Source organism: Parashewanella sp. 2304DJ23-3, assembly GCF_056591695.1.
The window spans coordinates 1-26,335 of record NZ_JBWQOH010000013.1 but is presented as its reverse complement, the minus strand read 5'-3'; the positions used below and the strand labels follow the sequence as shown (position 1 = coordinate 26,335).

General features: G+C 41.4%; 27 protein-coding genes. 13 read left to right on the top strand and 14 right to left on the bottom strand.

Features of this window, described 5'->3' with window-relative positions; translation table 11 throughout:
• Positions 1 to 24 precede the first annotated feature (24 nt).
• Positions 25 to 1,365: an MATE family efflux transporter gene (locus AC1EU2_RS17435; protein WP_480299555.1), complete on the bottom strand. Its 1,341-nt coding sequence runs from the start codon at positions 1,363 to 1,365 to the stop codon at positions 25 to 27.
• Between the two features lie 242 nt (positions 1,366 to 1,607).
• Between AC1EU2_RS17435 and AC1EU2_RS17430 the strand changes: the two genes are divergently transcribed.
• The gene (locus tag AC1EU2_RS17430) at positions 1,608 to 1,901 is read left to right on the top strand and encodes a co-chaperone GroES (protein WP_129944755.1); all 294 of its coding nucleotides are present in this window, start codon (positions 1,608 to 1,610) and stop codon (positions 1,899 to 1,901) included.
• A gap of 40 nt (positions 1,902 to 1,941) precedes the next feature.
• On the top strand, positions 1,942 to 3,591 hold the full coding sequence (gene groL, locus AC1EU2_RS17425; protein ID WP_480299554.1) for a chaperonin GroEL: 1,650 nt from the start codon (positions 1,942 to 1,944) through the stop codon (positions 3,589 to 3,591).
• 101 nt (positions 3,592 to 3,692) lie between these two features.
• Here groL and AC1EU2_RS17420 read toward each other — a convergent pair whose 3' ends face one another.
• From AC1EU2_RS17420 to grxC, 3 genes are all read right to left on the bottom strand, one after another.
• On the bottom strand, positions 3,693 to 4,223 hold the full coding sequence (locus AC1EU2_RS17420; protein WP_480299553.1) for a dihydrofolate reductase family protein: 531 nt from the start codon (positions 4,221 to 4,223) through the stop codon (positions 3,693 to 3,695).
• A gap of 187 nt (positions 4,224 to 4,410) precedes the next feature.
• Complete coding sequence (locus tag AC1EU2_RS17415; protein WP_480299552.1) at positions 4,411 to 5,625, bottom strand: bifunctional alpha/beta hydrolase/OsmC family protein; 1,215 nt, start codon at positions 5,623 to 5,625, stop codon at positions 4,411 to 4,413.
• A gap of 50 nt (positions 5,626 to 5,675) precedes the next feature.
• Positions 5,676 to 5,930 carry a glutaredoxin 3 gene (gene grxC, locus AC1EU2_RS17410; RefSeq protein WP_480299551.1) on the bottom strand — a complete coding sequence of 85 codons (255 nt, stop codon included), beginning with the start codon at positions 5,928 to 5,930 and terminating at the stop codon, positions 5,676 to 5,678.
• 204 nt (positions 5,931 to 6,134) lie between these two features.
• Here grxC and AC1EU2_RS17405 point away from each other — a divergent pair, with 204 nt between their 5' ends.
• Entirely contained in the window at positions 6,135 to 7,271 is a 1,137-nt protein-coding gene (locus AC1EU2_RS17405) for an acyl-CoA dehydrogenase family protein (protein WP_480299550.1), read from the top strand.
• Positions 7,272 to 7,370: 99 nt separating this feature from the next.
• The gene (locus AC1EU2_RS17400) at positions 7,371 to 7,955 is read left to right on the top strand and encodes a DUF3157 family protein (RefSeq protein ID WP_480299549.1); all 585 of its coding nucleotides are present in this window, start codon (positions 7,371 to 7,373) and stop codon (positions 7,953 to 7,955) included.
• An 88-nt stretch (positions 7,956 to 8,043) separates the two neighbouring features.
• Here AC1EU2_RS17400 and AC1EU2_RS17395 read toward each other — a convergent pair whose 3' ends face one another.
• The 6 genes from AC1EU2_RS17395 to def form a co-directional block, all read right to left on the bottom strand.
• Positions 8,044 to 9,336, bottom strand: coding sequence for a hypothetical protein (locus tag AC1EU2_RS17395; protein ID WP_480299548.1), 1,293 nt, complete (start codon positions 9,334 to 9,336; stop codon positions 8,044 to 8,046).
• Positions 9,337 to 9,475: 139 nt separating this feature from the next.
• Positions 9,476 to 10,918: a TrkH family potassium uptake protein gene (locus AC1EU2_RS17390; RefSeq protein WP_480299632.1), complete on the bottom strand. Its 1,443-nt coding sequence runs from the start codon at positions 10,916 to 10,918 to the stop codon at positions 9,476 to 9,478.
• Positions 10,919 to 10,937: 19 nt separating this feature from the next.
• The gene (trkA, locus tag AC1EU2_RS17385; protein ID WP_480299547.1) at positions 10,938 to 12,347 is read right to left on the bottom strand and encodes a Trk system potassium transporter TrkA; all 1,410 of its coding nucleotides are present in this window, start codon (positions 12,345 to 12,347) and stop codon (positions 10,938 to 10,940) included.
• Between the two features lie 221 nt (positions 12,348 to 12,568).
• Positions 12,569 to 13,849 (bottom strand): 16S rRNA (cytosine(967)-C(5))-methyltransferase RsmB, encoded by a 1,281-nt coding sequence (gene rsmB, locus AC1EU2_RS17380; RefSeq protein WP_480299546.1) that lies wholly within the window; start codon positions 13,847 to 13,849, stop codon positions 12,569 to 12,571.
• A complete protein-coding gene (gene fmt / locus AC1EU2_RS17375) occupies positions 13,846 to 14,820 on the bottom strand; it encodes a methionyl-tRNA formyltransferase (RefSeq protein WP_480299545.1) in 975 nt (324 codons plus the stop codon). The genes rsmB and fmt overlap by 4 nt, the downstream gene beginning before the upstream one ends.
• 39 nt (positions 14,821 to 14,859) lie before the next feature.
• The gene (def, locus tag AC1EU2_RS17370) at positions 14,860 to 15,372 is read right to left on the bottom strand and encodes a peptide deformylase (RefSeq protein WP_480299544.1); all 513 of its coding nucleotides are present in this window, start codon (positions 15,370 to 15,372) and stop codon (positions 14,860 to 14,862) included.
• A gap of 189 nt (positions 15,373 to 15,561) precedes the next feature.
• On the opposite strand from def, the gene AC1EU2_RS17365 reads away from it, so the two are divergent.
• The 4 genes from AC1EU2_RS17365 to ddpX all read left to right on the top strand — a co-directional run bounded on the left by AC1EU2_RS17365 (position 15,562) and on the right by ddpX (position 18,920).
• Positions 15,562 to 16,680, top strand: coding sequence for a LysM peptidoglycan-binding domain-containing protein (locus AC1EU2_RS17365; RefSeq protein ID WP_480299543.1), 1,119 nt, complete (start codon positions 15,562 to 15,564; stop codon positions 16,678 to 16,680).
• The gene (gene dprA / locus AC1EU2_RS17360; RefSeq protein WP_480299542.1) at positions 16,677 to 17,792 is read left to right on the top strand and encodes a DNA-processing protein DprA; all 1,116 of its coding nucleotides are present in this window, start codon (positions 16,677 to 16,679) and stop codon (positions 17,790 to 17,792) included. Before AC1EU2_RS17365 ends, dprA begins: the two co-directional genes overlap by 4 nt.
• A gap of 3 nt (positions 17,793 to 17,795) precedes the next feature.
• Positions 17,796 to 18,269: a DUF494 family protein gene (locus tag AC1EU2_RS17355; protein ID WP_480299541.1), complete on the top strand. Its 474-nt coding sequence runs from the start codon at positions 17,796 to 17,798 to the stop codon at positions 18,267 to 18,269.
• Between the two features lie 72 nt (positions 18,270 to 18,341).
• A complete protein-coding gene (gene ddpX / locus AC1EU2_RS17350) occupies positions 18,342 to 18,920 on the top strand; it encodes a D-alanyl-D-alanine dipeptidase (protein ID WP_480299540.1) in 579 nt (192 codons plus the stop codon).
• A 30-nt stretch (positions 18,921 to 18,950) separates the two neighbouring features.
• Here the strand turns inward: ddpX and AC1EU2_RS17345 are convergent, their stop codons facing one another.
• Positions 18,951 to 20,717 (bottom strand): collagenase, encoded by a 1,767-nt coding sequence (locus AC1EU2_RS17345; RefSeq protein WP_480299539.1) that lies wholly within the window; start codon positions 20,715 to 20,717, stop codon positions 18,951 to 18,953.
• Positions 20,718 to 21,122: 405 nt separating this feature from the next.
• Here AC1EU2_RS17345 and AC1EU2_RS17340 point away from each other — a divergent pair, with 405 nt between their 5' ends.
• From AC1EU2_RS17340 to hemF, 3 genes are read left to right on the top strand one after another with little or no spacing between them, the layout of a single operon-like run.
• A complete protein-coding gene (locus tag AC1EU2_RS17340) occupies positions 21,123 to 21,686 on the top strand; it encodes a DNA topoisomerase family protein (protein WP_480299538.1) in 564 nt (187 codons plus the stop codon).
• 17 nt (positions 21,687 to 21,703) lie between these two features.
• Positions 21,704 to 22,261: an L-threonylcarbamoyladenylate synthase type 1 TsaC gene (gene tsaC / locus AC1EU2_RS17335; RefSeq protein ID WP_480299537.1), complete on the top strand. Its 558-nt coding sequence runs from the start codon at positions 21,704 to 21,706 to the stop codon at positions 22,259 to 22,261.
• Positions 22,262 to 22,274: 13 nt separating this feature from the next.
• Positions 22,275 to 23,186, top strand: a complete 912-nt coding sequence (hemF, locus tag AC1EU2_RS17330; protein WP_480299536.1) for an oxygen-dependent coproporphyrinogen oxidase — start codon at positions 22,275 to 22,277, stop codon at positions 23,184 to 23,186.
• A 95-nt stretch (positions 23,187 to 23,281) separates the two neighbouring features.
• Here the strand turns inward: hemF and AC1EU2_RS17325 are convergent, their stop codons facing one another.
• Both AC1EU2_RS17325 and AC1EU2_RS17320 read right to left on the bottom strand, forming a co-directional pair.
• A complete protein-coding gene (locus AC1EU2_RS17325) occupies positions 23,282 to 23,899 on the bottom strand; it encodes a hypothetical protein (RefSeq protein ID WP_480299535.1) in 618 nt (205 codons plus the stop codon).
• A gap of 134 nt (positions 23,900 to 24,033) precedes the next feature.
• Positions 24,034 to 24,495 (bottom strand): group II truncated hemoglobin, encoded by a 462-nt coding sequence (locus AC1EU2_RS17320; protein WP_480299534.1) that lies wholly within the window; start codon positions 24,493 to 24,495, stop codon positions 24,034 to 24,036.
• A gap of 62 nt (positions 24,496 to 24,557) precedes the next feature.
• Here AC1EU2_RS17320 and aroE point away from each other — a divergent pair, with 62 nt between their 5' ends.
• Positions 24,558 to 25,379, top strand: a complete 822-nt coding sequence (gene aroE, locus AC1EU2_RS17315) for a shikimate dehydrogenase (RefSeq protein WP_480299533.1) — start codon at positions 24,558 to 24,560, stop codon at positions 25,377 to 25,379.
• On the top strand, positions 25,376 to 25,633 hold the full coding sequence (locus tag AC1EU2_RS17310) for a DUF1488 family protein (protein WP_480299532.1): 258 nt from the start codon (positions 25,376 to 25,378) through the stop codon (positions 25,631 to 25,633). The genes aroE and AC1EU2_RS17310 overlap by 4 nt, the downstream gene beginning before the upstream one ends.
• A 6-nt stretch (positions 25,634 to 25,639) precedes the next feature.
• Here AC1EU2_RS17310 and AC1EU2_RS17305 read toward each other — a convergent pair whose 3' ends face one another.
• On the bottom strand, positions 25,640 to 26,185 hold the full coding sequence (locus AC1EU2_RS17305; RefSeq protein ID WP_480299631.1) for a gamma carbonic anhydrase family protein: 546 nt from the start codon (positions 26,183 to 26,185) through the stop codon (positions 25,640 to 25,642).
• Between the last annotated feature and the right edge of the window lie 150 nt (positions 26,186 to 26,335).

The window sequence follows — 26,335 nt, the reverse complement described above, 5'->3', positions numbered from 1 at the left end:
GTAAACATACTCTAAAAGGCATGCTTAGTTTCTATTTGAATTATCAATTCTTTTCGACAACACAAAACAAGCCAGCCCCATCAAAATATTGGTTATTGGTAGCGCCAATAACAGACCGTGAATGCCATATACTACAGCGCCTAAATAAGCCATCGGTAGCATCAATAAGAACAAGCGGCTGAGATTAATGACCAATGAGCTGACAGGGCGATGATAAGCGTTCAGTACGTTTGCAAAAACGATCACAACGCCTAGTGGGCCGTAAGCTAAGGGTAAAACCATCACATAGAAACTCAGCCATTTTAGAACCAGTGGATCTGAACTGAAAATCTCAGCGATGGGTTCGGCCAAAAAGAACAGTGGAATATACAGCAGAGTTTGGAAAATAAAGATAAATTTAATTGCCAATGTTACCGCTTTTTTTGCTCGCTCTGGCTGTCCTGCGCCCAGATTTTGAGAAATAAAAGGCAGCAAGCTGGATGATAATGCCATGACAACAATCAGTGCTAAAGACTCGATTCGGATACCCGCACCAAAGGCGGCTACAGCAGCATGATCGAATCTAGCCAACATGGCCATCAGCAAAGTATTTGCCAATGGGTTGATTAAGTTCATTACAGCCGCTGGCTTAGCAATATGGGCTAACCTTGACCAATTATGGCGCATTCGTTTCAAGCAAAATTCAGTAAAGCCGAGTAACTTTTTAGAAACCACTAAGATGTAATTTGAAAATCCAAAAGCAATTATCCATGCAATTAAGGTTGCAATAGCAGCGCCTTGAATACCGAGTTCAGGGAATGGGCCAAGACCAAAAATGAGAAGCGGGTCCAGAATCACATTAATGACTGAGCTTAATATCATAATTAATGCGGGGGAGCGAGTATCTCCCGTAGCTCGAATTCCCTGATTTGCCACCATCATAACCACTAGGATGGGTGCCCCAAAATACCAAATATGCAGGTACTGTTTGATCAGCTCAATATTTGTGGCCGTTGCACCTAATACCTTAAACAGTGGCTCAATAGTGAAAAAACCAATCATCGCTAACACGAGAATAATTGAGAAACACAATATTAAGGCATCATGCAAAAACACCCTAGCTTGAGATGTGTCACCAGAGCCAATTAAACGGCCAAGGTTGGTTGAAACACCAGAACCAATGCCAATGGCAATACTGGACATTATCAACGTAACGGGAAAGGTAAAGCTGATAGCTGCAAGTGCATCAGTGCCGAGCTTACTGATGAAAAAGGTATCGATTAAGTTATAACTGAGAACCGTAAAAATGCCGACAATATTTGGCAAGCTCATTTTAAACAGCACTTGAGCAATAGGTGCAGTCAGCAATCCATGATTATCTCTCATAAAAACGTAATTCGTTACCTTAAGAAATGAAAAGTGGTAGGTTGTTGTCAGATTTTAGCAAAGAACCACTTAAAAGGCAGTGAACAAGCTGTTGGAAAGTTAAGATTTGGACTTTTTTTTAGCTATGCACTTGGAATTTTGTTAATTGACCTTATATCTCAAACTATCTGAGGCGAAAGCCTAAATTTAATTGAACGTTTTAGCCTAAGTCACAGGCCGTAACTCGTTAGGAGAATCCATAAATGAACATTCGTCCATTACATGATCGCGTAATCGTAGAGCCGCTTGAAGTTGAGTCTAAGTCAGCAGGCGGTATTGTGCTAACTGGCAGCGCAGCTGAGAAATCATCTCGTGGCAAAGTGCTCGCAAAAGGTAAAGGTCGTATTCTAGAAAATGGAAGTGTTCAAGCACTTGAAGTTGAAGTGGGTGATACCGTTATCTTTAACGAAGGTTACGGCGTGAAGAAAGAAAAGATCGACGGTAAAGAAGTGTTGATCATGTCAGAGTCTGACATTCTGGCAATCGTTGCTGAGTAATAGCATCTTTCGTATCAAAAAATTTAGAGGATAAATCAACATGGCTGCAAAAGAAGTCTTATTTGGTAACGACGCACGCACTAAAATGCTGAATGGCGTTAACGTTCTTGCGAACGCAGTAAAAGTTACTCTGGGCCCAAAAGGTCGTAACGTAGTTTTAGACAAAAGCTTTGGCGCTCCATTGATCACCAAAGATGGTGTATCAGTAGCAAAAGAAATCGAACTAAAAGATAAGTTCGAGAACATGGGCGCTCAAATGGTGAAAGAAGTTGCTTCTAAAGCCAATGACGCAGCAGGTGACGGTACTACTACTGCAACCGTTCTAGCACAAGCTATCGTAACTGAAGGTCTAAAAGCCGTAGCCGCTGGCATGAACCCAATGGATCTTAAGCGCGGTATCGAAAAAGCCGTTAAAGCAGCTGTTGTTAAATTAAAAGAACTTTCAGAAGAGTGCAGCGACGCTAAAGCAATCGCTCAAGTAGGTACTATCTCTGCAAACTCTGACGAAACAGTGGGTGAAATCATTGCTAACGCTATGGAGCGTGTGGGCAAAGAAGGTGTTATCACTGTTGAAGAAGGTCAAGCACTAGAAAATGAACTTGATGTGGTTGAAGGTATGCAGTTTGACCGCGGTTACCTATCTCCATACTTCGTAAACAAACAAGAAACGGGTAGCGTTGAGCTAGAATCTCCGTTCATCCTATTGGTTGATAAGAAGATCTCTAACATCCGTGAATTACTTCCACTTCTAGAAGGTCTAGCTAAGACTGGTAAGCCACTACTTATCATCGCTGAAGACGTTGAAGGTGAAGCACTAGCAACACTAGTTGTGAACAACATGCGTGGCATCGTTAAAGTAGCTGCTGTTAAAGCCCCTGGTTTCGGTGACCGTCGCAAAGCGATGCTACAAGATATTGCTATCCTAACTGGCGGAACCGTTATCGCTGAAGAAGTTGGAATGGAGCTTGAAAAAGCAACATTAGAGGACTTAGGTACCGCTAAGCGTGTTGTTATCACTAAAGACAACACAACCATCATTGACGGTACAGGCGAAGAAGCGCAAATCAATGGTCGTGTTGCACAAATCAAGCAACAAGTTGAAGAATCTACTTCTGACTACGACAAAGAAAAACTGCAAGAGCGCATGGCTAAACTAGCTGGTGGTGTTGCCGTCATCAAAGTTGGCGCAGCAACTGAAATCGAGATGAAAGAGAAGAAAGCATTGGTTGAAGATGCACTTCACGCTACTCGCGCTGCCGTTGAAGAAGGTGTTGTTTCTGGTGGTGGTGTTGCACTGATTCGTGTTGCTTCTAAGATTGGCGACATTGATGTTATCAATGAAGACCAAAGACACGGTGTTGAAATCGCACTACGTGCAATGGAAGCGCCACTACGTCAAATCGCAACCAACGCTGGTGAAGAAGCATCAGTTGTGGCCAATAACGTGAAAATTAACGGCACAGGTAACTATGGTTACAACGCTGGTAATGATACTTATGGTGACATGCTAGAAATGGGTATCCTTGACCCAACTAAAGTAACTCGTAGTGCGCTTCAGTTTGCTGCATCGATTGCTGGTCTTATGATCACCACCGAAGCAATGGTAACTGAAGAAGAGCAAGATATGCCTGCTGGTGCACCTGATATGGGTGGCATGGGCGGAATGGGTGGCATGGGCGGAATGATGTGATCGCCTTAAGCTAACCAAGCTTCTGTTTTAAAAGAAAACCGCAGTCAATGATTGCGGTTTTTCTTTTTACAAAGATTGTTTCAGTAAAGAGATTAGGAAAGTTAATCTCGAACGAATGAAGTCTGAACCAAAGCTTCTAAAACAATCTCACTCTTAATTACTTTAAAATTTAGTGGTTGTTGTAACTGGCCAAACAGTGATGCCCCACCGCCAAGTAATATGGGAAATTGAGTGATCACCATTTCATCGATCAAATCTTCTTTAAGAAAGCTTTGAATTGTCACACCGCCGTCAATGTACAAATCGTTAAACCCTTTAGCGTTCAATTCTCTGACAATGTCTTTCAATCTACCTTTCAATAACGTGACTTTGTCTTCATAGCCTTGCGGCACTTTCGTCATGGTGTTACTTAATACAAAAACAGGTTTTGTATAAGGCCAATCACAATCAAAGCTTAGCACAGCATCAAGGGTATTACGGCCCATTATTAGGCCATCGACTCTCTCCATCAGAGCGAAGAAACCTGTATCGATATTGTCTGGATTTGGTACCGAATGTAACCAATCGATTTGACCTTGTTTGTCTGCGATGAAGCCATCTAAGCTGGTTGCAATAAATACTATATTCGCCATTTCACTTCGCTCATAGGGGTTAAAAAGAATGGAGAAATTATATACTCATAGAGACATAAAGGGCATTGCGTAATTTTAGCTGTGTTGAAAACTTGAAAGGTCGGATAGTTTAACCGAGAAATAAACTTAAGTTACTTTAACATATAGATGTTATATTAAAGTAACTTGGTCTGTTCGTCCTTATAAATTAAACTAAATCTGTCTTAATACTCACTTCACCTTCTAATGTTCGGTGAACGGGACACTTATCTGCAATGACGAGTAAGCGTTGTCTATCTTCATCACTTAAATCTCCGGTTAAGGTGATTTTACGAGTGAATTGATCGACCTTCCCTGACGTTTGTTCACACTCTACGCAGTCGGTTGCATGAATCTTGTCGTGACTGATATCCACTTGTACGTGCTCAAGCGGAATTTTTTTTCGTCTGGCGTACATGCGAATGGTCATTGATGTACAAGCACCGAGCCCAGCACTAACAAGTTGATACGGTGTCGCACCAAGAAAGTCACCGCCGTAACTTTCAGGTTCATCTGCAATGAGGTGGTGACCCGCTGCACTGATGTCTTGAGTAAAGCCATCAGGGTTAGTTTCACTGACTCTTACAATGCCTTCAGGTGCTGTCATCAGCTTTGGCAATAGGCTTACGTTAATGTATTTTTGTACCCACGCAGCAATGATATCTGAAGCGTATTCAGCATCTTTGGGGTTCGACAGTAAATGGTCGGCATCATCCAAGGTAACAAAACTTTTAGGATGCTTGGCCATTTGAAAAATACGTGCTGCATTTTCAAGTTCAACGGTTTTATCGAGCGGCGCATGCAATACCAATAACGCTTTTTTAAGCGAAGCAATCTTTGGTTCTAATGTGTTTTGTGCAATGTCGTCTAAAAATTGTTGCTTGATGGTGAACGTGCGACCACCTAATTGCACATCCGCTTGACCGTCAGTTTCGATAGTCTCGATTTTTTGGCCAAAATTATGAGCAACATGATGCGGATCCGCTGGTGCCCCAATAGAAATTACGGCTTTTGCTTCGGGAACATGCCCTGCTGCTGCGAGTATTGCTGCTCCACCTAAAGAATGGCCTATTAGCAATTGTGGTGCTGCAAAGTTATCTCTGAGGTAATTTGCAGCAAGTAACAAGTCTTCGATGTTGGAACTGAAATTTGTGTTAGCAAACTCACCATCAGAATGACCTAAACCCGTAAAATCAAATCGTAAAACCGCAATACCTAATGACGCTAAGCGTTGGGCAATTCTTCTTGCGGCTGGAATATCTTTAGAACAAGTAAAGCAGTGGGCAAATAATGCGTAAGCAGCAGGTTTACCTGTCGGCAGATCTAAGCGAGCGGCGAGTGTTGAACCATCATGGCCAATAAATTCGTGACGTTCAGTTTTCATATTATTTACCTGTTGTGCTGGACGATTGTTAGTATGAATGGCTGTAACATTCAGCGTTGCAGCAGTTTTTTCAACGTACCGTTTTTCAATGCGGCTTGCAGATCATCATCACCGCCGATGTGCTGATCATTAATGAAGATTTGTGGTACGGTTTTACGTTGGCTACGGGCAATCATTTCTTGCCTTAATGATTCGCTATTAGTGATCTCGAAGTTTTCGAAGCTGACGCCTAAATCCGTTAATGTCGCCTTTGTACGTTTGCAGTAAGGACAGTAATCTTTCGTATAAATTTCAACTTTTGCCATGATATTTCACCGTTAAATCAGCTTTATTTTGTGTAGGTATTATAGATGAATAGAGAGTTTCAACTATGTGCCAGTGTCTATTCCTTTTGTCTGAATGTCTAAAATGGCATTCAAGAGTCACAGAGAGCTTCGTTCATTCAGCTCGTATTTATGGTTTTTAACATACACTTACCTAATAACTCAGATAAACGAGTTGAAGTTTAAATGGCATACACGAGTGAAAGTGCAGTTGAGTTAGCAAAGCAGCTATCTAAACAGTTTGCTGACCGTGCTGGTGAAGCAGATAAACTAGGTAAGCTTCCTGTAGAGGATGTTCAACTGCTGAAATCTTCGGACTATCTAACGTTAAATATTCCTAAAAAGTTCGGTGGCTCTAGTTTGTCAGTTAAAGACTGTGTATTGACTCAATTAGAAGTGGCACAGGGTAGCCCATCCACAGCTATTGTTGCTGCTATGCCTTTGCATATTTTTGGTCAAGCACATGAACACGCATTGTGGACAGAACAAAATTATGAACGATTTTGTCATGAGGCCGTATCAGGAGCCATATTTAATATTGTGGGTACAGAACTTGAGCTTGGGAGTCCTTCTAGAGGGCAGATGTATGCGACAACGGCACAAAAGACGAGTGATGGATTATTAATTAGAGGTCATAAAATTTGTATCACAGGTGGCAAGCACCTTACCCATTTATTAGTGACTCTCAACTATGAGGGAGAGCCTAAAGTCGTGCTGGTTGAAAGTCATCGGAAGGGAATATCTTGGCAAGAAACCTGGGGAGAAGGGCTATCGCTGCGTGCCAGTGATAGCCATGATGTGTGGTTTAATGATGTCATTGTTCCGGCCGAAAATCTTTTGATTTCCGAATCTAAAAAGTCAGAGTTAAGTGGAAAAGCTTGGTTCATGATGATGATGTCTGCGGTATATCTAGGGGCCGCAATAGGGGCTCGTAATGCCGTTATTCAATATGCTTTAGAGAGAACACCCACCGTTTTAGGTAAATCTATAGCAACATTGCCAAGTATTCAAAAGCAAATTGGTGAGATGGATATTTCATTGCAAGCGGCTAGGGCATTATTGCTGGATGCAGCTGATTCATGGGTTCGGAAGGACTTTGCTAAAGTCGTTTCAGCAAAATACTTTGCAATACAAGTCGCTAATAACGTCACACAAAAGGCACTTGAAGTAGCTGGAAGCACAGGGCTTACGCACTTATTACCTTTAGAAAGGTATTTTAGGGATGTTAGGGCGGGATTAATGCAACCACCGAAAGGCGATACAGCCTTAGAGTTGATCGGGAAAAGTGCAATAGATGCTATGAATGGTCAAAAAGTGACGTAACTCTTTTACGATAAAGATAAAGTGCAGTATATTCAATTGGTTTTATTTCATCTAAAGATATTTGTGCTTGTAAGCGATGAGCTTAATAGGAGGTAGTACGTGAAAAATTTGATGTTAGGGGCATTGGGTTTATTGATTTGCTGTAATGTATTTGCTGCGGACACTGTGGTTCAGTTGAAGGACGGTCGAAGTGTCGTTTTACATGATGATTTTACATGGGAATATGTTCAGCCCCAAGCTCAAAAACAACCATTAAATTCACCTAATAAAAATGTTGCTGCAAAACCTCAACAGGCGATTCCCGTAGTTTCAATTCCACAACAACGCTTTGCTCAAATCCAATTGGGCTCTGATAAAAATATTATGCAGATTGAGCAGTCAGGTGTTGGTTTGTTATTTCAAGCAGCCCATTATGATCAGGGTGAGTTAATCATCCCAGTGAGTGTCACCAATAATGGTAAATCGTCCGTGATTAAGGTTGATATCAGTTATCAGCTTTTTGATTCTCAAGGTCAACGTATTGTTAAAGACGAAACCAGTGTTTGGACATCAGTGAAACGCTTACCTGAAACCTATTTAAGACCGAAGAAACAAGCGCAAGGCATAGCGTTAAAAATCTCAGTGGGCAAGTTGCCGAATTATGAACTTAAAGCTGAAATAAGCGATATTTCGACTAGAAATTGATGAGAAATGTAGTAAATATAGTTTTAATTTAAATTCCAACCCCTTAAGAGGATACTTTAAGGGGTTGGCTTATGTATCAGAAGAGCAATTAAGGTCTTGCCCTCCAAAAGCACTCTTTTAATAGATCAAGTTCCGCTTTAATTGCTTCAAGCTTTTCATTAGCCTCATCAGCTATAATTGAATTGTATGTTACAACTCCACCTATTTCTTTAGGGGATTTAACATTACTTTTACCTCTAATTTCTGTTTTTTTTGTCAAATAATTCAGAAAGTCTAAAGTGGAGCTGGCATATTCTCCTTCATTCAAGTAATCAATTAAATTTTGAAGCTCAAAATGTTGTGCTAAAGCTGACTCTGCACTAAAAGTTGTTGAATTTAGCTTGAATTTTGAACCATCCCATACAATTAATTCTTTTAACTGAGTAAGAGTTCGAAGCTTTTCATGAGCTAATTTAAAGCATTCTTTATTTATTTTTTTAGCTTCAGTTTCATCTCTTGTTGACATGGCTTGCACATGTTCTGTACTGAGAAGTAATATATCATAACTTGCAAAAGCCGTTATTCCAGCTAGTAAAGTATTATCTGAAATTATAAATCGATAAAAATTAGTACCAAATTCATCTGTTTTTGGAACTTGAGTTCCCATCGGTGAAGCTTCCCAAAGCTGCTTAAATGAACAACTCAATGGAATGTGATATTTTTCAAAGAAGGCATTAAAGCTTTGTATGGCATCCGTTAACTCTTCAGGCGTATTAGCTTTAGACGCTGTACTGAAATGTTTAACGAAATAATAATTCATGAGTTCAAAATCAATAGGCTTAGAAGGGAAGTTATTTTTTAAGCACTCTTCAAGTCGCTTACAAACTTCTTTTTCAATTGAGTTCCTCATTCCTAATACTAGACCTATATCATCAGGTCTTGTTGATCTTGGCGGTTGAGCTATTTGCACTGCGACTGGTTTTGACTCATGTTTTTTCTTACCTTTTTCACTAACAAATTTAAGGTAAGACTTAGTCGGAGAGTGATACTCAAGTTCAAACCTTCCTGTAGTTTTCTTGCCTACAAAAAGCTGGGGCGGTTTGTATGAACTAAGTTCTTTATTTAAAGCTTCAACGGCAGAGCGAGCATCCATTAAAGATATAGGATTAAGAAATTTAGCCAACTCATCATTAACTGATTCTATATTAACGCCATTTTTGACAGTATATTTTTTAGAGTTGGTGAAGTCAGAGATCGTAAGAAATTTAAGTGAGGCTACTGTCTCAGAAAAGTGATCGTCTGGATTTAGAAAATCCTCACCTAGCTCGGTCTCGCTACTGGAATCTAAATCTTCTAAATGTGGATATTCATGATATCCATGTGCACCAGTTGATCTTTCCACAATTATTTACCTTAAACGTTAAATCTATGTAAATTATAGATAAAAATATAATTAGTAAGATTAATTATGGATTAATAATGTTTTACTTTATTCTAAAAAAATGAAAGGTGTAAAGCAGGTTATGTTTGTAAAGTTTATATCAATACTTCCAAAACTTAGGGTGCAGTAACACTGCAACAGTTAAAATCTCTAATCGCCCTAGTAACATTCCGATAGAAAGTGCCCATTTGGCAGTATCCGTTAAACCAGCGAAATTCCCTGAAGGACCTATCACAGGGCCAAGCCCCGGCCCAACATTGCTGACTGCAGTAATTGAACCACTAAAGCTGGATACAGGATCTAACCCAGTGAGAACCAAAACAATCGTCAGTAAGATGACAACGCCAATATAGAGAAAGAAAAAAGTAACGAGTGAGCGCACAATATCTGGCTTGATCGTGCGCCCATTATAACGTTCAGTAAATACGCCGTTGGGGTGAATTTGCAATTTCAATTGCTCACGCATAATGGCAAAGGCGATTTGAAAGCGAAAAATTTTCATGCCGCCAGACGTCGAGCCAGAGCAGCTGCCTGCAAACATTAAAAATAAAAACACAATGTAAGCGACTCCGCCCCATTGCCCATAATCGGTAAGGCCATACCCCGTTGTTGTTACCACGGAAACTACGTTGAAACTCGACAGCCTAAGAGCGTCAATTAAGGTTAAATCATGGGTGTACCAAAACCATAACGCTAACGAGACTGACACAAATGTGATGAACTTTAAAAAGCCCCTGACTTGTTCGTCACGCCATACTTTTAGACTTCGCTGCTGAATGCATTGCACAAATAAAATGAGTGGTAAGCCGCCTGCTGCCATAAAGATGGTGCCTACCCATTGTGCTTGGGTTGAAAAGCCTGACATGGATTTATCGGAGGTTGAGTAACCGCCTGTAGAGATTGTTGTCATGGCATGGTTAATGGCGTCAAACCAATTCATGTGTGCTTGATGATAAGCGACAGCGCAAGCGATAGATAGCAAGATGTAGATGAAGAATAAATTCTTCGCCATGTCTTGCGTTCGTGGTGTACTTTTATCGCTCCAGTCTGATGACTCTGTGCGGAATAAGCGCATTCCACCTACGTTTAGGAATGGTAAAATCGCCACGGCCATGACAATAAACCCAATACCACCAAGCCATTGCAGTAAGGAGCGCCAGATAAGAATACTGTGATCCATCTCATCCAGACCTGAAAACACTGTAGACCCTGTAGTCGTGATCCCTGACATGGTTTCAAAAAACGCATCGGTGTAGCCAATGCCATGATAGAAAGTAAAAGGCAGAGCGGCGAACAAACTCACCACAAACCAAGTGATACTGGTGAGCAAGAACATCTCACGGATATCAAGCTGAATCTTGGACTTTTGTCCTTGATGAATGCACACACTGGAAAATATGCTGGTGATGGCAAGAGCTTGAATAAAGGCGACACTGGTGTCTTCGCCGTAATATAGTGCAAACCCAAGCGGGATAAGCATAAACCCTGAGAGCATGGATAAGAATGTTCCCAGAGTAAATACGACAGGTCTAAAATTAATGATTGATTTCAATGATGCTCGCTTAGAAGAAGAAAGCGCTCGGCTGGAACAGCTTTTCGACTTCGCCGATAAACTTCTTATTCACTAAAAATAAAATCACATGATCTCCTTGCTCGATTACCGTTTTATCATGAGCCATGAGAACTTCCTGATCCCTAACAATAGCTCCAATTGTAGTACCTGGTGGCAATTTAATGTTGCCAATCTGCTTACCGACCACTTTAGAAGTGCTGGCATCACCATGAGCGATGGCTTCGATTGCCTCTGCAGCGCCTCTTCTTAAAGAGTAAACGTTACAAATATCGCCTTGGCGAATGTGGGTCAATAAGGCCGAAATTGTAGCTTGTTGCGGTGAAATAGCGATATCGATATTCGCTTCTTGTACAATATCTACGTAGGCTTCACGTTGGATAAGCACCATGACTTTTTTAGCACCTAGGCGTTTTGCCAGTAGTGCAGACATGATGTTGGCTTCATCATCATTGGTTACAGCAATAAACACGTCCGTTTGATCGATGTGTTCTTCCATTAACAATTCTTGGTCGGCCGCATCACCACAAAATACGGTCGTATTTTCTAAACGCTCTGAGAGCGCCTCTGCACGCTCGGCTTTATGTTCAATCAGTTTTACGGCATGACTGCGTTCAAGTTTCTGTGCTAACCCTAAGCCAATATTACCTCCGCCAGCGATCATGATATTGCGATAGGAGTTATCCAGCTTTTGCATTTCACTCATCACCGCTCGAACATGGCGACTGTCGGCAACGAAGAACACTTCATCATCCGCTTCAATCACGGTTGTCCCTTGCGGCATAATCGGCTGGCCTTGACGGAAAATCGCTGCAACACGAGTATCGATGTTCGGCATATGGTCACGTAATGCTGCGAGAGCATTACCAACAAGAGGCCCTCCGTAATAAGCTTTAATCGCCACCAAACTTAAACGACCTTCACCAAATTCAAGCACCTGCAATGCACCTGGATATTCAACCAAACGATGAATGTATGAGGTGACCAATTGTTCTGGTGCAATCAACTCATCAATAACAAAACCACCACGCAAACGGTTATCCGTATTTTTGAGTTCAGTATTAATGAAGAGTTTGTTCTTCAGGTTTAAATATTGCTCTGATCGAATACGAGCGATTTTTGTTGGCGTACCATAAAGGGTGTAAGCAATCTGACAAGCCGCCATATTACATTCATCGCTGTTGGTCACAGCAATCAACATATCCGCATCTTCTGCACCAGCTTCCTTTAAAACATCAGGGTGTGCTCCGTGGCCCACCACTACCCGCAAGTCAAACTTATCTTGCAGCGTACGAAGACGTTCTTTGTCATTATCGATTAGGGTGATGTCATTATTTTCACCCACAAGGTTTTCAGCGAGCGTACCACCCACTTGTCCTGCACCCAATATGATAATTTTCATGACTTACGATTATCCTTATTTTTTTAAACCTAGCAAAAGCAGTTGGTTATGCTTATAAACGCAGAAAAAATGGTTATTAGCAAGGCTTGAGTTGCAGCGAGTAGAAAATACTACTCGCAAAACTCGTAACGAAGCTAGTGACAATTTTAGTCAGTTTATGAGCGTAAAACATGCTTGGATCCTCTTCATTTTGTGAAGATATGTTTTGTGTCCAATTGCTTTTACTCGGCTTTAAGCAACCTTGCATAATAGAATCCGTCCATTTGGCTTTGACCCGGAAGGATTTGCCAGCCAATCGCTGATTTGTCAGCTTGCTGGTCGATCGTTAATAGCTCAGCATCGTCAGTACGAGCTAAAAAGGCTTCCACTTGCTCTTTATTTTCTTGCGGTAAAATTGAGCAGGTCGCATAAATAAGCGTACCCCCAGGTTTCAACCATTGCCAACAATGATCGAGAATTTTTTGTTGTAACTTAGCAAGTTCTGTAATGTCGGCTTCTTTGCGTAACCATTTAATATCAGGGTGGCGACGAATCACTCCTGTTGCAGAACAAGGCGCATCCAACAGAATTCGATCGAATTGTTCACCGTTCCACCAAGATGGAATGTCAGCAGCATCGCCATGAATTACTTTGGCGGTGAGTGCTAAACGTTCCAAGTTTTCAGTTACTCGTTTTAAGCGCTGCTCATCAAAATCTACAGCAACGACATCTGCATTAGCAGACTCTAAAATATGGCAAGTTTTACCACCCGGTGCCGCACAAGCATCAAGGATGAGCTCCCCATCTTGTGGTGCTAATAATTCAGCCGCCCATTGTGCCGCAGCATCCTGAACGGATACAGAACCTTGTTCGAAGTTTGGTAACTGCATCACATCCGCTGGTTTATCAAGTAAAATAGCGTTGGAGTTGTCCCCTTTTGATGCAGAAATTTCCGCCTGTTGCAGTAACTGTAAGTACGAATCTCGAGATTGCACTTTTTGGTTGTTACGTAACCACATAGGTGGGCGTTGATGGCTTTGCTCAATTACTTGTTGCCAAGTGTCTGGATAGGCTTGCTGCAAACGCTTAATGATCCAGCTTGGCGTATTAAACTCTAAAACTGGATTCGCTGTACTTAATTCGGCTTTATTACGCTGAATATTGCGTAGTACACCGTTAACGACTTTTACAAGGCCATCAAATTTAAGCTGTCGGCAAGCTTCTGCGGTTTCAGAAATCGCAGCGTGTTCAGGGATGCGAGTGAAATACAACTGATAGCAGCCGACTAACAGCAATTGATGCACAATGCGCTGCTTCCCTTTAAATGGCTTGCTTAAACAATCACTGACACATTTATCGATTTGCGGTAGGTGACGCATTAAGCCATAACAGAGCTCAGCCAAAAGGGCTTTATCTTTGCCATTTTGTAAATGCTGCTGTTGCTTTGGAAGTGCAGCCGAGAGTGAAACGCCTTGCTCAAGTACGGCAAAAATAGCTTTAGCAGCTAATGCTCTAATATTCATTTAGCGGCCTCGTTAATGACTTGCTTCAGGCTCAGTTGTGTACCAACTTCAAACCAGTCCGCTCGGCCATTCATAATTTCTGCTGCAGAAAGCGGTTTTTTACCTGGTAATTGTAGGGAGAGTAAACGTAACGTGCCATTAGCTACCGCAATATCAATACCTTGTTTATTGGCACTCACAATGGTGCCAGCAGGTTTATCATGTTGCTCTGAGAGCGCTTGAGTTTGCCACACTTTAATGTTTTGCTCATGATGCTTAAAGTAGCTAACCGGCCATGGGTTAAAGGCTCTTACTTCTTGCCATAATTGAGTGGCTGATTTAGTCCAGTCTATTTCTGCTTCTTCTTTAGACAGTTTTTCAGCATAATTGGCCAGTGTGTCATCTTGTTTTTCAGCACTGAGCGTTCCAGCGGCTAAACCAGATAAAGCTTCAATTAAGGCGTTAGGACCTTGATTTGCCAGCTTCTCGTACAATGTGGCAGAGGTGTCTTCATCCTCAATGGGTAAGCGTGTTTTCAGTAACATGTCGCCCGTATCTAACCCAATGTCCATTTGCATGATGGTTACACCCGTGTCTTGATCACCAGCCCAAATCGAACGTTGTATCGGTGCCGCACCACGCCATCTCGGCAGTATAGAGCCGTGAACATTAATGCAACCGAGCTTAGGTGTATCTAAAACGATTTGCGGAAGAATCAATCCATAAGCCACAACAACCATGATATCGGCATTTAATGCGGCGAGTTCCTGCTGTGCATCTTCTTTTCTTAAGGATTGTGGTTGGTATACAGCAATGTTGTGGCTTTCAGCGAGTTGCTTTACTGGACTGGCTTGCAGTTTTTTACCTCGACCCGCTGGACGGTCAGGTTGAGTGTAAACGCCAATAACATCATGTTCAGAGTCGAGCAGCGCCTGTAAGTGGCGAGCAGCAAAATCCGGAGTACCGGCAAATATAACTTTTAATGGTTTCAATTTCGTGCCTTTAGTAATAAATTCTTTTTTTAAGGGCGATTAAGCTTCTTTTGCAGCTTGGCGAGCTTCTTTTTCTAATTTATCTTTGATTCGGTTGCGTTTGAGTGGTGATAAGTAATCGACAAATAGTTTTCCATTAAGGTGATCCATCTCATGCTGGATACAAATCGCAAATAATCCATCGGCTTCAATAATAAACTCAGTGCCTTCTCTGTCTTTCGCTTTCAGAGTAACAAATTCCGAGCGGTCTACTTTTGCAAACACACCGGGTACTGATAAACAGCCTTCTTCATTGGTAAATTGCCCACTACTGGCCACAATTTCAGGGTTGATAAAGACTTTAGGGCGATCTTCTTCGTCGTATAAGTCCATCACAATCAGTTGTTGGTGAAAATCAACTTGGGTTGCCGCTAAACCAATACCTTTTTGTTCGTACATGGTTTCAAACATGTCATCAATTTGCTGCTGCAGTTGTTCACCCCAATCGGTAACAGGCTTAGCTACAGTGCGTAAACGTTCGTCTGGAAAGCGTAACACGGTTAAAATTGTCATAAATTCACTCTAAATGATTAAAAATAGGCCAGAATTTATATGCGTATAAATTGCAACTTCATTTACAGCAAGTATATACTGACCAATTAATATCCGGAGGATATAATAAATTAAATACTCATATCGTTTAATTTTAATCCTTTAGCGGTATCAATAACAGCAAAAGCTGATACAAAGCACAACTTTGACATGGACAGTTTCATGAAACGTTTAACTTTTTTAATCTTTTTCCTGCTCAGTTTCAGTGTTTTAGCAGACGAGTTGGTGTTAAAGAAGAACCACCCTGAATCTTATGCCGTTAAGAAAGGCGATACGTTATGGGACATTTCTGAGTATTTTCTTAATGATCCCTGGAAGTGGCCTGAACTATGGGGGGCCAACCCGCAGGTTGCCAATCCACACCTCATTTATCCTGGCGATGTTTTAACATTAATTTTTGTTAATGGTCAGCCACGTCTCGTGAAACAAGTACAAAAGAAAAAAGCCGTTGTTCATATGAGCCCTCATGGGCGAAAAATTCCAAAGCGTTCTGCCATTCCGGTGATTGAGTTATCACTGATTCAATCTTATTTGTCTCAAAACCGTGTAGAGAAGATGGAATGGATAGAACTACAGCCACAAGTCCTCGGTGGTGAGCGTGAGTCTCGCTATCATGCTCGTGGTGATGTGATTTATATTGACAGTCAGCTCCCTGTTGGTGAAAAGCTGGGTATCTATGAAGAAGGGCGTGAGTTTGTATCTTCTGAGTCAGGTGAGCATCTTGGTCAAGAGTTGATTTTAGCCGCAAGTGGTCGAGTGATTGAGTCTGGCTCTGTGTCTAAAGTGAAATTACTGAGTAATGTTCGCGAAACCGAAGCGGGTTTTAAAGCACTGCCTGTCGATGAAGAAGCGTTAATGTCTGCTTTTTATATGCCTTCAGCAGGTAATCCTTCGCCAATGACCAAAGTAATTGCCATTGGCAATTCTCAACGTGAAGCGGGTCACTTAAATGTGGTGTATGTTGATGGTGGCCGCCATCAAGGTGTAATGCCAGGACAAGTGTTTGACATCATGCGTGAAGGTGATCAAGTTGTGATTGATAGTGATGATAAGCCAGTTCAACAGCGTGACCGTAATATCTACGATGATTTTATTGCAACCGTTTCTGAAGAAAGTGCCATCAAAGTGCCACACACATATCGAGGAAATTTAATTATCTTTAAGTCATTTGAAGATGTGAGTTTAGGTTTAATTATGCTTAACGATCGTCCGGTCAGAGTCGACGATATGTTAGCATCACCTAAGTCATTAAAGCTATTGGTTGAATGAACGATAAACAACTGGCCGATTGGTTAGTTGTTTGTGCGGTATCTGGGCTAGGGCCTGTTCAGATTCAACAATTCCTACAAAAAATGAGCTTGGCTGAATTACGCCAAGCTCTTACAACGTCATTTAAGCATATTCCAGAATCATCTCGACCCAAAAGGCAGTTTGAATTAAACCCCCAACGGGTTGACCAAGCGCTTACATGGTTAGAGGCAGATGAAAACCATCATATTTTAACTTTTGATGATCCCCTTTATCCTCCGCTACTGAAAGAAATTGATTCTGCTCCTTTTTTACTGTTCGCAAAGGGAAATGTGGCGTCTTTATCTATTCCTTCTATTGCGATTGTAGGAAGTCGAGATGCCACCCCGACAGGTTTGAAACACAGTTATGAGTTCGCTCAGCAATTGGTGGAGAGAGGAATCGTTGTCAGCAGTGGTCTGGCAGCAGGGGTTGATGGTGCAGCGCATTCAGGGGCCTTAGCTGCAAGTAATGATCAAGAGTGCAAGACCATTGCCGTTCTTGGAACTGGGGTCGATGTGGTTTACCCCAAACGTCACCAAAAGTTATATCATGATATTCAGCAGCAGGGTTGTGTCGTCAGTGAGTTCTGGCCGGATACCCAACCCTATGCGGGAAACTTTCCGAAACGAAATCGGATCATCAGCGGTCTTAGTTTAGGTACGGTGGTGATTGAAGCCAGCCGCAGAAGTGGCTCGTTAATTACAGCGAGGCTTGCAAATGAACAGGGTAGAGAAGTCTTCGCCTTGCCTGGCAGTGTGTTGAGTCATCAGAGCCAAGGGTGTCATGATTTAATTAAATCAGGCGCTAAGCTGGTGGATTGTGTGGATGATGTATTGGAAGAATTACCAAGCATTTGTCAGTTTCACCTTGAAGAAATCAAAAGTCGCCACAATATCTGTCAAGAAGCGGATCTGGATTTGCCATTTCCGAAACTCTTGGCTAGTGTAGGCTATGAGGCTACGGCAATTGATGCCATAGTCGAGCATAGTGGAGCAACCATAGATCAGGTTCTCGAACAGTTGTTAGAGTTAGAGTTACAAGGCTGGATTTCAGCCGTCCCTGGTGGTTACGTCAAACTGAAGAGGAGTTAGCTGATGTTCGACATTTTAATGTACCTTTTCGAAAACTATGTTCAAGGTGAGACGGAACTTCTTGTTGATGAAGACCAACTTACTAATGAGCTAACACGTGCTGGTTTCCATCAGTCGGATATTATCAAAGCCTTGGATTGGCTAGAGCGTCTGGCAGAGTTACAAAGTAAGGACGTGCCTTACTTACGCGATCATAACCAGCAAACCTTTCGCATATACACCAAAGAGGAAATGGAAAAACTCGATGTTGAAAGTCGCGGTTTTTTGATGTTTTTAGAACACATCAAAGTTCTGAGTGTTGAGACAAGGGAAATGGTCATTGACCGTGTCATGGAATTGGAGGATTCACAACTCGACTTAGATGATCTCAAGTGGATTATTTTGATGGTTTTATTTAATGCGCCGGGTCATCAATCCGCCTATGAGCAGATGGAAGATCTGATCTTTGAACAGCCGGATGGACGTTTGCATTCTTAAGTATTGATTATTGAGTCCGAGTAAAGAAAGGAAGCAAATGGCTTCCTTTTTTTGTATTTCAAGGGGAGAGAAATGCAGAGTCATTTAAAGTTTATTAATCCTGAACGTTTTGATGTCGTGATTGACTTGATTTATGCCAAACCATCAAACTTTACAGGCAAAATACACTATCAACATGCAAAATGTTTTTTACATCCAGATGCGGCATCTTGCCTACAGCAAGCGGTAAATTTGTTAAAACCGCTAGGTTTAAGGATAAAAATTTGGGATGCTTTTAGGCCGTTAGCCATTCAGCAAGCCTTATTTGACCATACACCTAATCCTGAATACATCTCTCATCCTGTTTTGGGAGAGCGGCCCCACCCACGAGGAGCTGCACTTGATGTTACTTTGATAGATGAACTTGGCGAAGAGCTCAATATGGGAACTGGTTTTGATGATTTTCGTACATTAGCTCATCATGGCAATTTTGAAGTCGATATCGAAGCCCAGAAAAATCGCTTAATCTTGGCTGGAGCAATGTCATTGGCTGGTTTTGAAAAGAATGATAGTGAATGGTGGCATTACCAATTACCTGATCTACAGTCTTACCCGATTATCGAAACTGACATGGCAATTAGTCAGATGTTAGTTAAAAAAGAAGAGCATTAGACATGACTAATGCTCGTATTTAACTAAAAATTAGTAGTGCTTATGTTGTTCATCTAAGGCAAGGTAATCTGGCTTTAGATAATCTCTGTAGCTGTATCTGTCTATCTTATATAAGCGATCTTTCGCCTTGTCATCAGGTTTAGGGTTCGCTTTGAGTAATGCCTCAAGCCAAACCTCGTAATCAGTTTGATGCGCTTCAATTTCTGTCAATAAGCTTTTATAACCGTCGAAATAATCATCTTTTAAAAAGTTACTCAATTGCACCAACTGCTCAGGATGTTTTTCTGCTAAGTATCGAATGGCGAGATAGCTCCAACGATACGTTCTGTCTAATCCGTCTTTATATTCGGTTGCAAAAATGGTTTTAAGGTCGGGTGCTGATGCTTGATTTTCTCTGGCCAATTTGAAAGAGCGTTCGTTGTCATCCCCTTTGGATACGTACTCTGCTAATCCTTCTGACCACCACACCATATGGCTTGGGAAATGACCAAATTTTCCGTACTTAGTAAACCGGCCATCAAGATAATGTACGTATTCATGGTTTAAGTTCCACACTGCAAATTTCGGTTCTACCCACCATTGCCTGAAAGCAAAAAAGCGTGCTTGATTACCTTGTTTTTGTGGGGTGCCTTCTAGGTACATACCACCATTATTGGTGCGGATGTCATAGATAAGCTGACCATAAGCGTTATATTGGCTCCAGTTTTTAAATACTACGACTTCTAGCGCATGGTTATGGTCGTTCGCCGTAGGTTTATTCTGTGTTGCAAGGAGTTGATGAAAGCCAGACTCTTGAGAGGTGAGCTTAGTGCAAGACTCTGTCAATTCAGCTGTGGTGAGATCTTGGTGAGTGATAAACGTGGTCTTCGAACAATCATGACGGTGTGGGAGCGCAATTTCTTGCTTTGGAATAACACAACGTTCAGTATCCTTTTCACAAAGCTCACGTCCAGCGTGGGTGTTTACATGGTAACCAAAAGTATAAGCCATTTTCGCAAGCTCACCTCGATCGCCAATATCAGCATCGGCAATCGCTGTTGCGGCATTGTCTGTGGCCAGCTCTGCAGTTGTTGGTTTACCATCGTCACCAGAAGGCAGTGCCAAGCGATATAAGGCTAAGGCCCAATAAGCATTCTGCAAAGGCCAGTCATCCATTTTAATGATTGCTTTGTTACTATTGGCAAATGCTATGATCGGCTTATCGACTTGTGCGTTAACCAGCACTTTAGCTAAATCGCCACCCGGCTTTTTCCCAGCTTTATGCAGCATAAACCCATAGGCTCTCAGGCTCTCCCATAACGCAAAGTCATTTGCTTGGTTACTTACTGATGCTGTTTGTGATTCGAGCTGAGCTTGTAAGAATGGCAGCAACTGTTTTACCTGTTGAGCTTGCTTGTCATCATTGAAATAACGATACATCGTTACGGCAAACTGCTCTTGAAATCTTGGATTTGAAGCCATCAGTTTATTATTCGCAAGTGACGCTAACGCATCAGCTAATTGCTGCTTTTGTGTTTCTGAAATGTCTTTTATTGGCCCCAAATAACTGTAAGCCCGCAAATAATAGAGTGCTTGATTTACTGACGTTGTGTCATGAGCATTCGATAAATAACTGACGACCTTATTAAATTCATTAGCATTTAATAGCGGCTGCTTTGCATCGAAAAGCTGAGTTGAAGTAAGTTGTAATACTGGTGAAATATCTTGCTTTGTCGTGGGTGGTTGAGTTGTTGATTGGCAGGCAGTGAGTGAAAGCAACAGAAGTGTCGCAATACTCATATATTTTGTCTTGAGCATGAGATGTCCTTATTCCTTATATTTATTATTACTGTATACAATATATTCTTTTGCTCAAAAAGTGAATCAATTGGTTTATTACCAACTCGTACTCAAATGTGATCTACTCAGAGCTTCATCAGCGGTCAATATTTCAGTGAAATTGGTAAAGGTATAGTTGTTCTATTGTTAAGGCGATTTTTCGATGGCGTTTGGTCGCTAGTGAGCTCCCAAGGGCAAGGTGAACAGCTTTAATTACTACGTTACAAGTTCTTATATTATCCCGATAGTATTACAAACTTGCGCCTTGCACTTAAAGCTTTTCACTCTTGCTGAGCGATCACTAATGAGTAAGAGTTGGTATAACGCCAGTAACTTCAGTAAAATGTGTCAAAAATCAATGTGAATCGAGCTTACTAGCCTCTCATGTCTAAAATCGACCATCAGTTATTCAGTGCTCATGAGCATGCGCTGGAAAAAGAATACGAATGTTGCCCGGATTGTGGCAGTGAATTGTCGGTGAAACACGGGAAATCAGGCAGTTTCCTTGGTTGCAATAATTACCCACAGTGCCAATATACTCGGCCGTTAGTTCAGCATGAAGCCATTGACTCTCAGGTGATTGAAGGTTCACAGTGTCCGGAATGTGGGAATGAGTTAGCAGTAAAATCGGGTCGTTATGGCATTTTCATTGGTTGTACTAACTTCCCAGAATGTCATCATATTGAAAAGCACGATCAGCAACCCGAAGTCGAAGTCATCTCTTGCCCTGTATGTAAAGAAGGGCATTTAGAACATCGAACTAATCGTTTTGGGAAGAACTTTTATGCTTGCAGTGCTTATCCCAAATGCAAGTTTATTTTGAACTATAAACCTGTAAATCAAGCATGCCCTGATTGTGGTTTTAGTGTGTTAGTGCAACGTAATATGAGCAGTGGTTTACGACTCGAATGTCCAAAGAAAACCTGTAAATTTAAACAAACCCTATAACATTAAATAAGACAATAATGAAGAAGATCTCTGCAGTTGAAGTAAAATCGATCATTGATGCTGGTGGCATTATTGCTTATCCAACAGAAGCGGTATACGGCATCGGTTGTGATCCTGATAATGTTGAAGCCTTAGAAAAAGTATTGAAGATAAAACAGCGTCCTTGGGAAAAAGGCTTAATTATTGTGGCGAGCCATTTTGATCAGCTTAAAGGTTACGTCGATTTCTCTAAGTTGACGCCACAACAAGTTGAACAAGTAAAAGCAAAGTGGCCAGGACCAGTCACGCAAGTCATGCCAGCGCTTGAGCGAGTTAGCCCAAAGCTACGTGGTATCTTTGATACCATCGCCGTTCGTATTTCAGCGCATCCCGTGGTGAAAGGTTTGTGCGAAGCCGCAGGTAAACCATTAGTTTCAACCAGTGCTAATTTAGCGGGTGAACCACCGATTCGAAGCGATAATGAGATTCAAGCCCAATTTGATAAGCACATTGATGCATTAGTTTTAGGTGATTTAGGGCAACAAACCCAACCGTCAACCATCATAGATGCAAGAACTGGCCAAATTTTAAGATAGAGAAAGTACAACAATGAATAATGTAAACCCTGCTGAAGTAAAGGCGTTCCTACTGGCACTGCAAGCGAATATTTGCCAAGGGCTAGAACAGTTAGACGGTAAACAGACTTTTATTACCGATAGCTGGGAGCGTGAAGAAGGTGGCGGTGGTACCAGCCGTGTACTGACCGACGGTAATGTGTTTGAGCAGGCCGGTGTGAATTTTTCCCATGTGATGGGGGCAAAAATGCCAGCATCGGCCACAGCGCATCGCCCTGAATTGGCAGGACGCAGTTTTGAAGCCATGGGGGTTTCATTAGTGATTCATCCAAAGAATCCATATGTTCCAACAACTCATGCTAATGTACGCTTTTTTATTGCCACCAAAGAAGGTGCTGATCCCGTATGGTGGTTTGGTGGCGGATTCGATTTAACACCTTATTATCCATTCAAAGAAGATGTGATTAGCTGGCATCAAAATGCGAAAGATTTGTCTCAGCCTTTTGGTGAAGACGTTTATCCTAAGTATAAAAAATGGTGTGATGATTACTTCTTCATACCGCACCGTGGCGAGACTCGCGGTGTAGGTGGGTTGTTCTTTGATGATCTCAATGAGAAAGGATTCGAACAAAGTTTCAATTACATGAAAGCGGTGGGTGAAGGTTTCCTAACGGCTTATGCACCAATTGTTGAGCGTCGAAAGGATACAGCGTTTGGCGAGAGAGAGCGTGAATTCCAACTTTATCGCCGTGGCCGTTATGTCGAATTCAACTTGGTGTATGATCGTGGTACCTTGTTCGGTCTGCAAACAGGCGGTCGCACTGAGTCGATATTGATGTCAATGCCGCCACTTGTGCGCTGGCAATACAGCTATGCACCAGAGGCGGGTACACCTGAAGCTGATTTATATGAGAACTATCTTAAACCTCAAGATTGGTTAAATTAAATTTTATAGTATCTGAATTATGCATAAGCCGGAATATAAACATTTAGCCTATGCATATCTGATCTTTATCAAGGTTAACTAATCTTAGCTGGGTGTTATTTGGGCGTAGGATAATTACCAGGGTATTTGTAAGTAATTTCTGGAGTAAAGCTTGGTTTATCATGAGAACATTCAATAAAGCCTTTCTTACATCGAGTCCCTAATACTGCTAGTGCATGATCTCCGGTAAAATTATATGAGTCTAACCATCCAACTTCTGAGATGTGGTATTCATCGCCATTCTCAACAGAAAAGGAAAGGTGCATATGTCTTTTTCCAAAGTTCCATGTATCTTTCGCATTATAATTTTTAGGCAGGCCTACTAATACATGTCTTGAAGTTTGAGGACTATGATAGTGATAGCTTACGCAAGTGTTAGGTTTAACATTATACTTAGCGCTACACACAAATGTCATATTGCTGTGAGAGCCAGAGCAATCTTCAGCGGTAAACATGACAGCAATGTTAGTTTCTCCAAAAAAACGTGCTTTAACGCTGCCGTCACCTTTAGCATAAAGTGCTTTATTTTCATCGCCAGCATTGTATTGGGTATCATTACATATAATTACATCACTATTCTTAACAGACTTAGTATTAAAGTTGTTAAGCTTGGATGCATTGGCTGCAAAGCAACATTGCACAAACATTAAAATCAATAGCAATTTACTTTTCATAAATTAAACCATAGTGAATTCATAAGTCGATAATTTAACTAAGATTTTAAAAAAGTCATAGGGTTTAGTTAAGTATCTGTGTGAGTGTTAAGCCTGTATTTATATTTGTTGTTTTTAATGGTTGATTGTATGTTTTACGATTTTTTTGTGTTTCTAATATGATCTGCTAAGGTCGAAACAGCCTGAAATATCGCTTGTCGATGCTCAGGCTGTGTAACATTTTCTGCCAACGCATGTTCAAAACACATCAACCATTGATCCCGCATGGCCTCATCAACGGCAAACGGCATATGCCTCGCTCTCAATGCTGGATTTCCATATTTTTGCTGGAACAGTTGCGGCCCACCGAGCCAGCCACTTAAAAATTCATAAAGCTTTTCTTCTGATATTGTAAGAGAATCAGGGTGAATATCTCTCAAGGGCTTTACTTGGGGAGCACTATCCATAAACTGATAAAAACTCGCAGCGATGGCTTTAATAGTGCTGTCACCACCAATCAAATCATAAGCATTAGATTGAGAAGGATCTCGCTGAGAAAGTTGAGAGTTACTATTAGGTTCAGTGATTTTTGAAAGCGTACGTTTAAACCAGTTCATTTTGCAGTCTTAATATTCTTGATGATAAGGAATAACTGCAAAGCATTATAAAGGAAAACTGAATGGCAGACAGATATGCCGTTATTGGCAACCCCGTAGAGCACAGCCAATCTCCATTTATCCATGCTGAGTTCGCCAGACAAACTCAACAGTCTCTAAACTATGAGAAACTTTTTTCGCCATTAGAGTCATTTAAAGAGACGGTTGAGCAATTTAAGAAAGCAGGTGGACTTGGAGCAAATGTCACCGTTCCATTTAAAGAGCAAGCGTTAACGCTGTGTGATGAATTATCGGATACCGCTAAAGTCGCTGGTGCAGTGAATACCTTATCAATAACAGCAGAAGGTAAACTAAAAGGTGATAATACCGATGGTTATGGTTTGGTTACCGATCTTAAACTGCAATTTGGTGAGCTAGTAAATAAACGCATACTAATCTTAGGTGCTGGTGGTGCGACTCGTGGCTGTATTCTGCCACTGCTCAACGAACAAGTAGAGCAGTTGACTATCGCTAACCGAACCAAAAACAAAGCAGAAGCCTTAGTTAAACATTTCAATCATCAACAATTAAGTGCTCTAGGCTTTGATAAACTGAGCCAAGAAGCACCATTTGATCTGATTATCAATGCTACAGCTGCAAGCTTAACGGGGGAGGTGCCAAATATTCCAGTTGAGGTGATTCATAACAACATTAACTGTTATGACATGGTCTATGCTGCCAAACCAACAGCATTTTTAGTGTGGGCAAAACAGCACAAAGCAAAAAATGTTGCAGACGGTTTAGGTATGTTGGTACATCAAGCGGCGAATAGCTTTCGTATTTGGCGTAACGTTCAGCCTGAACCCAAGGCTGTCTTAAACAAACTAAGAGAAAACTTGAAATGAACCAAAGTGTGATTTTTACAGACAGCTTGGTATTCAACAAAGAACAGAACACGATTGAATTTGCGGCGCAGAATATGGGGATCAATATTCCTTGTTATCTATCGCTTGAGCAATTAAATACGTTAGCCGGTAAAGAAGTGCAAGAAGACAATGTCATCGAAGTAGCGGAATCACTTCGATTTGATATCGAAGAGCACTTTGAAGACAAAATTGACGCCGAAGAAGTGGATGAAAACGGCGCCATTTACTTTTAAATAAATTTATTCGGCCGTTTCGGCAATATAATCATTTTTCAAACGAACATAGTGAGCTGCAGAATAACTCAAAAAAGTACGTTCTTTATCATTTAACGGGCGTACTTGTTTTACAGGGCTACCTACATAGAGGTAACCGCTCTCTAAAACTTTGCCTGGTGGCACTAAACTACCCGCACCAATCATCACATCATCTTCAATGATGGCATTGTCTAAGATAAGTGTTCCCATTCCGACCAATACACGATTACCAATAGTACAACCATGAAGCATAGCTTTGTGGCCTACCGTAACATCATCTCCAATAGTGAGAGGATAACCATCAGGGTTAGATTCAGATTTATGAGTCACATGAAGAACGGTACCATCTTGAATATTACTTCTTGCACCAATCTTAATCGCATTGACGTCGCCACGAGCAGCAACCATCGGCCAGATACTGACATCTTCATCAAGGTAAATATCACCAATAAGCACCGAGCTTGAATCAATGTAAGTGTTTTCCCCAATAAAAGGGCGCATTCCTTTATAAGAACGAATCGATGACATAATAATAAAGCCTAATGGATAAATAGATAATGAGATGAACTATACCGAATCAGGGCTAATATGGCTAAATCAGCGTGATAATTACACGATGTAGAGAAAAAATGAGCGCTACAGTTCGCTTTTTCAGCAGGCGAACATTAAAAAGCAAAAAAC

Bases quoted from the DNA above. Each gene is read 5' to 3' on its own strand.
- AC1EU2_RS17435 (WP_480299555.1), bottom strand. From the start codon at position 1,365: ATGAGAGATAATCATGGATTGCTGACTGCACCTATTGCTCAAGTGCTG.
- AC1EU2_RS17430 (WP_129944755.1), top strand. From the start codon at position 1,608: ATGAACATTCGTCCATTACATGATCGCGTAATCGTAGAGCCGCTTGAA.
- groL (WP_480299554.1), top strand. From the start codon at position 1,942: ATGGCTGCAAAAGAAGTCTTATTTGGTAACGACGCACGCACTAAAATG.
- AC1EU2_RS17420 (WP_480299553.1), bottom strand. From the start codon at position 4,223: ATGGCGAATATAGTATTTATTGCAACCAGCTTAGATGGCTTCATCGCA.
- AC1EU2_RS17415 (WP_480299552.1), bottom strand. From the start codon at position 5,625: ATGAAAACTGAACGTCACGAATTTATTGGCCATGATGGTTCAACACTC.
- grxC (WP_480299551.1), bottom strand. From the start codon at position 5,930: ATGGCAAAAGTTGAAATTTATACGAAAGATTACTGTCCTTACTGCAAA.
- AC1EU2_RS17405 (WP_480299550.1), top strand. From the start codon at position 6,135: ATGGCATACACGAGTGAAAGTGCAGTTGAGTTAGCAAAGCAGCTATCT.
- trkA (WP_480299547.1), bottom strand. From the start codon at position 12,347: ATGAAAATTATCATATTGGGTGCAGGACAAGTGGGTGGTACGCTCGCT.
- rsmB (WP_480299546.1), bottom strand. From the start codon at position 13,849: ATGAATATTAGAGCATTAGCTGCTAAAGCTATTTTTGCCGTACTTGAG.
- def (WP_480299544.1), bottom strand. From the start codon at position 15,372: ATGACAATTTTAACCGTGTTACGCTTTCCAGACGAACGTTTACGCACT.
- AC1EU2_RS17365 (WP_480299543.1), top strand. From the start codon at position 15,562: ATGGACAGTTTCATGAAACGTTTAACTTTTTTAATCTTTTTCCTGCTC.
- dprA (WP_480299542.1), top strand. From the start codon at position 16,677: ATGAACGATAAACAACTGGCCGATTGGTTAGTTGTTTGTGCGGTATCT.
- AC1EU2_RS17355 (WP_480299541.1), top strand. From the start codon at position 17,796: ATGTTCGACATTTTAATGTACCTTTTCGAAAACTATGTTCAAGGTGAG.
- ddpX (WP_480299540.1), top strand. From the start codon at position 18,342: ATGCAGAGTCATTTAAAGTTTATTAATCCTGAACGTTTTGATGTCGTG.
- AC1EU2_RS17345 (WP_480299539.1), bottom strand. From the start codon at position 20,717: ATGCTCAAGACAAAATATATGAGTATTGCGACACTTCTGTTGCTTTCA.
- AC1EU2_RS17340 (WP_480299538.1), top strand. From the start codon at position 21,123: ATGTCTAAAATCGACCATCAGTTATTCAGTGCTCATGAGCATGCGCTG.
- tsaC (WP_480299537.1), top strand. From the start codon at position 21,704: ATGAAGAAGATCTCTGCAGTTGAAGTAAAATCGATCATTGATGCTGGT.
- hemF (WP_480299536.1), top strand. From the start codon at position 22,275: ATGAATAATGTAAACCCTGCTGAAGTAAAGGCGTTCCTACTGGCACTG.
- AC1EU2_RS17325 (WP_480299535.1), bottom strand. From the start codon at position 23,899: ATGAAAAGTAAATTGCTATTGATTTTAATGTTTGTGCAATGTTGCTTT.
- AC1EU2_RS17320 (WP_480299534.1), bottom strand. From the start codon at position 24,495: ATGAACTGGTTTAAACGTACGCTTTCAAAAATCACTGAACCTAATAGT.
- aroE (WP_480299533.1), top strand. From the start codon at position 24,558: ATGGCAGACAGATATGCCGTTATTGGCAACCCCGTAGAGCACAGCCAA.
- AC1EU2_RS17310 (WP_480299532.1), top strand. From the start codon at position 25,376: ATGAACCAAAGTGTGATTTTTACAGACAGCTTGGTATTCAACAAAGAA.